This window comes from Flavobacterium sp. J49, from assembly GCF_011742145.1.
In the GTDB taxonomy this organism is placed as follows: domain Bacteria; phylum Bacteroidota; class Bacteroidia; order Flavobacteriales; family Flavobacteriaceae; genus Flavobacterium.
In genome coordinates this window covers 1-863 of record NZ_JAAQQU010000007.1, presented here as the reverse complement: position 1 = coordinate 863, position 863 = coordinate 1, and the positions used below count along the sequence as shown (strand labels likewise).

At 31.3% G+C, this 863-nt stretch carries 1 protein-coding gene; it reads left to right on the top strand.

Annotation, left to right across the window (positions count from 1 at the left end; all coding sequences use genetic code 11):
* Nucleotides 1-119 precede the first annotated feature (119 nt).
* Nucleotides 120-638, top strand: a complete 519-nt coding sequence (locus HA632_RS00025; protein WP_176305200.1) for a hypothetical protein — start codon at nucleotides 120-122, stop codon at nucleotides 636-638.
* Nucleotides 639-863: the final 225 nt, after the last annotated feature.

Sequence of the window (863 nt, the reverse complement as noted above, 5' to 3'; positions counted from 1 at the left end):
TTATCCCGAGTTTTCTCCGAAAACTCAAAAAGGAATTTTATATTTGTAATCAACAGTAATAAATCGTCGCAACTGTAGCAATCTGCGGCACGTTAGAGGCAATTTTCAGAAAATCTGCAATGAAATTAACAATTTACATCTTAATCTTATTCACTTTTTTTAGCTGTAAAAGTTCTAAAGTAGATTTGGAATTGACTCAAATCAATACGAAAGTGGAATATTACCAAAATGGAAAAATTAAAACCGTCGTAAATACTGATAGTTTAACAGGTTTGAGAATTGGTTTTTGGAATGAGTTTTATGAAAATGGTCAATTGAAAGAATCCGGAAATTATAAGTTAGATTCATACAAACAATGTTGTGTTGCTGGATTATGTGATGAATTTTATAGCTACAAATTTGGTGAATGGAGTTATTATCACCTAAATGGGAAACTAAAAGCTAAAGGAATTTATAAAATTGGGAAAAAGATTCGTAACACAAATTGTGAAGGTGGCGCAGAAATTAATTTTGGCTTTATTACTGAAAACTGGAAATTTTACAATGAAGAAGGTATTGAAATAAAGCCGAATACTAGTGATATTACCGAAATAGAAAAAAGTAGCTATACAACTCAATGGGATTTGTTAAAGAATTAAAAACTGCCTCTAACAGCAGTTTGTGATTATGGCTGGTTTTGGGTTTATCAGAAATGCCTCGGCTGATTGAAATTTTAGTTATATTTGGAAACGCCAGTGAGTGAAGAACGCCACAATCACAAGCTGCGGCACGTTAGCATCAATGCCAGAATAATTATTTAATAAAAGATGTTTAGTAAAAATCTATTTATGTTCTGTTTTTTAGCTTTAGTTTCTTGTTCAAGC